The organism is Frankia gtarii, assembly GCF_025403375.1.
In the GTDB taxonomy this organism is placed as follows: Bacteria; Actinomycetota; Actinomycetes; order Frankiales; family Frankiaceae; genus Frankia; species Frankia gtarii.
Window position 1 is genome coordinate 1 of sequence record NZ_JAMPTM010000416.1, and the last position, 4,101, is coordinate 4,101.

The window sequence follows — 4,101 nt, forward strand, 5'->3', positions numbered from 1 at the left end:
GGCGGCGGGATCGTCGGAGGCGGCGACACGGCCGGCCGGAACGCGGACGCGGGCGGCGGCGGACCCACCGGCCAGGGACCCGATCCGGCTGGCGGCCCCTGGACGACCGGCGACCAGCCGCCCTCGAAGCCGTCGGCGGCACTCTCGGGGCCCTCGCCGGCCCACTCGCCGACGGGCAGGACGGTGAGGCCGTCAGTCGTCGCCCGAGCAGTGCCGGTCCAGGTGCGTTCGAGGAAGTCACCGGCGACGGCGTCTGCCTCGGTCACCCCCTGGAACTCCCGACCGACCAGCGAGGCGAGCAGGGCGGAGGCGGTCGGCCGCTGCTGGGGGATCTTGGACAGGGCCCCGGCGACCGACGTGAGCAGGTAGGCAGGCAGCGCATCGAGGTCCGGGGTGTCCCGTTGCACGCGCAGGGCAAGCTTGTCCGGCGTCTCCGCGTGGAAGGGATGGCGGCCGGTCGCCGCGTACGTCACGCAGGCGGCCCAGGCGAAGATGTCCGCCGAGGAGTCCGACGCGTCCCCGCGCATCTGCTCGGGTGCCATCCACGCCAGGGTCCCGATCACGTGCCCGGTGCGGGTCAGCGTGCTGCTGTCGCTGATGTGGGCGACGCCGAAATCGATCACCTTCGGCCCGTCCCACGCCAGCAGGATGTTCGACGGCTTCAGATCGCGGTGCACGACGCCCGCGGCATGGATGGCGACCAGTGCGTCGGCCAGCCCGACCGCGAGACCGCGGACAAGATGGTTCTCCAGCCGGCCGCGAGCCCGGACCGCCTCGGCCAGGCTGATGCCTTCGACGTACTCGGTGACCATCCACGGTGCCGGGGCGTTGGTGTCGGCGTCGAGCACGGCGGCAACCGCGTTGCCCCGCACGCGCAGCGCCGCGTGGACCTCGCGCTCGAACCTACTGCGGAACTCGACGTCCTCGGCGAGTTCCTCGGCGGCCACCTTCACCGCGACCGCGTGTTGTTCCGGGGTGAAGCCGAGATAGACGGTTCCCATGCCCCCGGCCCCGATGCGGTTCTGCAGACGGTACGGGCCGATCTGGCGGGGGTCGTCCTCCAGCAGCGGTGTGAGCATCCCTCTCCTCACTCCACTGATCTCGTGGGTGTGGTGCGGGCACCCACCCACTCAGGGCGCTGTGAACGAAAGGGTATGTCGCTGACTGCCGTGAAGCAGACTGCACGGTAGGTCACAGATGTCCCTTCCCTTCCTCGTCGTAAGACATCCGAGCATCGCCCGGGGTGCCGCCGGTGAGCGTCTCGGTGCGGCGTGTCCTGCAACACCGCCTGCGCCCGAGCAACCCGGTCAGGCCGCCACCGGCCGCAAGATGCGGACATGGACAGTGACAGCCGACCGGGGCGGCAGACGTCCGCCGACTGGCGGGCGGATCTGCTCGCCGGTATCACGTTGGGGCCGTCGACCGCCCCCGCGGTCAACCGTTCTGGCTGGCCGGACTACGACGGACGGCCGGCGCTTAGGTGGGGGGTCGGCCTGATCGCGGGTGTGCCGACGGTCGCCGCGGTCTGGGACTTCGCCGTCCACGGCGGCAGCTTCGGCGAGGCGGACGCCGCCGGTTTCGCGGCGGCCGCGGCCGCCGCGGTCACGAGCCGCCGTCCGCTGGTGTCGTTCCTGCGCAGCGGCGGTACCCGGCTGCAGGAGGGGGTCGCCGGGCTCGTCGGGCTGCCCCGCGCGGCCCTCGCCCTCGCGGCCCTCGACGCGGCCGGGGTCGGCCACATCGCCATCGCCGACCAGCCGACGACCGGCGGGGTCTGGGTCACCATCGGCTCACGCTGCGATGTGCGCTGTGCAGTGGCCGGGGCGACGGTCGGCTTCTCCGGTCCCCGCGTGGTCGCCGCGACGACCGGGGCGCCGCCGCCCGCCGGCAGCCATACCGCGGCGTCCGCCCTCGCAGGCGGCCTCGTCGACGCCGCGCTCGCACCCGACGCCGTCGCGGACTGGCTGCGCCGGGCGCTGATCGCGCTGACCCCCCCAGGCCCGATCGAGCCGGCGACCCGGGCGCCGACGCCGCCGCCGGTGCCGATGGCGCGGCCGGCGCGGGCCGGCGTGCCGGCGGGCTTCGAACGGGTGGCCGCCCGCTCCGGCTGGGAGCAGGTGACGGCGGCCCGGACCGGCGAGCGACCGGACGGTGTGGCGGTGCTGTGCGCGCTGCTGCCCGACGGGGTCGACCTCGTTGGGCCCGATCCGCTGGTCGGTGCCCGGATCGGCGCCCTTCACGGCGGTGGCGGGATGCGCGCGGTGGTCGTCGCGGTCGGGGCCCGACGCGGCAGCGCGCCGGGCCCCGCGGGATACCGGCTGCTTGCCCGGGCCGCCCAGCTGGCGGGCAAGCTCGGCGTCGGACTGGTGACGCTCGTCGACACCCCCGGCGCGGCCGGCGGCGCCCCCGCCGAGGCCGCCGGGATCGCCGCGGCGATCGGGGACGCGATGGCGGCGGTCCTGGCCTGCCCCTGTCCAACTGTGTCGGTCGTACTCGGCGAGGGCGGTTCGGGCGGCGCACTCGCAGCCGCAGTGACCGATATAGTTGCTATGACCGCGGACAGTTACTTCACGGCGCTCTCTCCGGAGGGCACCGCGACGACCCTGCGCATCCCGATCGAGCAGGCGGCGGACCGGGCGGGGCTGCGCCCGACGGATCTGTACCGGCTCGGTTTCGCCGACCGCCTGCTGCCCGCCACCGGCGCAGATCAGGTGGCGCAGGCGGCCACGGGACTGCTCGCCGAGCTCGCCTGGCAGGACCCGGTGCAGCGTCGGCGACGGCGCCAGCAGCGATGGTCGACAGAACTACGTGACAGTCTGTAATCTCTTTGTATTTCTCGGCCTGATCCCGGCGAGGTCGAGCGAACGCACACGAGCCCACCCGGCGACGGTGCGGCGAAGGAAGGTGATCGAGCATCGGCCAGCCGGCACCACCAGCACCCAGACGGGCACCGACGGCACCAGCCGTGGCAGCCGCTGTGCCCGCAGCACGCGCACCCGCAGCCGCAGCCGCAGCCGCAGCCGCAGCGCCGGTTGACCAGCCGGTCACGGGGGCCGCTAGGCCTCGCCGCAGCGCACTCGTCGCGGGTCTGCGTGCCACCGGGGACAACGCCCGTGGGCTCGCCGTCGAGACTGCTTGGATCGCTGCCCATCTGGCCCTCTATCCGGCGAGCGCGCTGCGCCGCCAGCCGGACCGGGACGACGAACCGTACTCCCTCGACGGTCTGCCCCCGCTGCAGCGTGGCCTTCAGGTCCGCGCGCCCGATGCGGCGGGGACGCCGATCCTGCTTGTCCACGGGCTGGTCGACAACCGTTCGGTCTTCGTCCGTCTGCACCATCAGCTACGCCGACGGGGCTTTCGTCGGGTTCGAGCGGTCGAGTTGCCCCTGTGGACCACCACCGTCGAGGACGGCGCCCGGCTGCTCGCCGACGCGGTGACGGCCGCGGCGGGCGACGGCGGGCGCGTGCACGTCGTCGCCCATTCCCTGGGTGGGCTGGTGGCCCGCTACCACGTTCAGCGAATGGGCGGCGACCGGCAGGTCGACACGCTGATCACCCTCGCCACCCCGCACGGCGGCACCCGGCTGGCCGAGCTGGTGCCCCGAGCTCTGCCCTATCCCCTGCTCGCCCAGTTACGGCCGGGCTCACCGCTGCTGGCCGAGCTCGGCAGGCCGGCGCCGGGATGCCGGACACGGTTCATCGCGGTCGCCGCCGGCCGGGACACCGTGGTCCGCCCGCCCCAGGCCGCGCTCGAGCATCCGGATCTGAACTCCGTGAATGTCACCGTCCCCGGGCTCGGGCATCACTCGCTGGCGTTCAACGGGGCGGTGGCCCGCCAGGTTGCCGGGTGGCTTGCCGAGACGGTGCCCTCAGAGCTTCTCGACGGGGGCGTAGCGCAGCAGCAGGCGCTTGGTCCCGGCGTCGGCGCCGAAGTCGATCGTCGCCTCGGCCGAATCCCCCGCCCCGCCGGTGGCGACAACGACACCGAGGCCGAAGCTGTCATGGGTCACCCGGTCGCCTTGGCGCAGTTCCAGCACGGGCCGGGCCGCCGGGCGCCCGGCGAACGGTGAGTTCGGCAGCGGCTTGCGCGCCGACGCGCTCCCCC

3 protein-coding genes and 1 pseudogene are annotated in these 4,101 nt (G+C 74.1%); 2 read left to right on the top strand and 2 right to left on the bottom strand.

Annotated features, from left to right (window positions below):
* Positions 1–1,079: serine/threonine-protein kinase (locus tag NBZ83_RS30610; RefSeq protein ID WP_261576361.1), on the bottom strand; the 1,079-nt coding region annotated here is incomplete at its 3' end.
* Positions 1,080–1,337: 258 nt separating this feature from the next.
* Between NBZ83_RS30610 and NBZ83_RS30615 the strand changes: the two genes are divergently transcribed.
* Together NBZ83_RS30615 and NBZ83_RS34075 are read left to right on the top strand one after the other, a co-directional pair.
* On the top strand, positions 1,338–2,819 hold the full coding sequence (locus NBZ83_RS30615) for a carboxyl transferase domain-containing protein (protein ID WP_261567169.1): 1,482 nt from the start codon (positions 1,338–1,340) through the stop codon (positions 2,817–2,819).
* A 155-nt stretch (positions 2,820–2,974) separates the two neighbouring features.
* Positions 2,975–3,595 (top strand): annotated as a pseudogene (locus tag NBZ83_RS34075) (esterase/lipase family protein); the annotation flags it as partial.
* A 270-nt stretch (positions 3,596–3,865) separates the two neighbouring features.
* On the opposite strand, the gene NBZ83_RS30625 reads toward NBZ83_RS34075, so the two are convergent.
* Complete coding sequence (locus tag NBZ83_RS30625) at positions 3,866–4,033, bottom strand: hypothetical protein (protein ID WP_498041095.1); 168 nt, start codon at positions 4,031–4,033, stop codon at positions 3,866–3,868.
* Positions 4,034–4,101 lie beyond the last annotated feature (68 nt).

Excerpts from the sequence above, each read along its gene's own strand:
- NBZ83_RS30615 (WP_261567169.1), top strand. The coding sequence starts at position 1,338 with ATGGACAGTGACAGCCGACCGGGGCGGCAGACGTCCGCCGACTGGCGG.